The 680-nt window shown below is 62.2% G+C and carries 1 pseudogene; it reads left to right on the forward strand.

Annotated features, from left to right (window positions below):
- Positions 1-680: pseudogene (locus JFT58_RS30070) on the forward strand (RHS repeat protein); the annotation flags it as partial.

Consider the following 680-nt stretch of genomic DNA (forward strand, 5'->3'; position numbering starts at 1 on the left):
GGCCTGCACCTGATCAGCCGCCGTCTCAACGCCGACGGCACCCAGGTCAAGTACCGCTACGACAACGCCCGGCTGCTGCTCACCGAGATCGAAAACGAAGCCGGCGAAACCTACCAACTCGACTACCACCCCAACGGTCTGATCCGCCAGGAAACCGGCTTCGACGGCCAACGCACCGCGTATGCCTACGACCTCAACGGCCACCTGCTGGAAAAGACCGAATACGGCGACGATGGCAGTCAGCTAATCACCCGTTACGAGCGCGACCACGCCGGTCGCCTCGTCCGAAAAACCCTACCCGATGCCAGCGTTGTCGACTATGCCTACGACCGCCAGGGCAACCTCCTCAGCGTCGAGGACGGCCACTGGGCGTTGGCCTACGAATACGACCGCCAAAACCGCCTCACCGCCGAACACCAGGGCTGGGGCACCCTGCGCTACGGCTACGACGCTTGCGGCCAGCTGAAAAACCTGTGCCTGCCGGACAATAACCGCGTCACCTTCACCCACGATAAAGGCGGCCACCTCGCTACCGTCGAACTCAACGGTGAAGTGCTCACCTCACATCTGTTCAAGAGCGGCCGCGAGCATCAGCGCCAGCAAGGCCAACTGCTCAGCCACTACCACTACGACGACCAGAATCGTCTGCACGCCCACGCCGTTACGCAGCAGCAAAACTA

It is taken from the genome of Pseudomonas sp. MF6767, assembly GCF_016405475.1.
Classification (GTDB): Bacteria; Pseudomonadota; Gammaproteobacteria; order Pseudomonadales; family Pseudomonadaceae; genus Aquipseudomonas; species Aquipseudomonas paracarnis.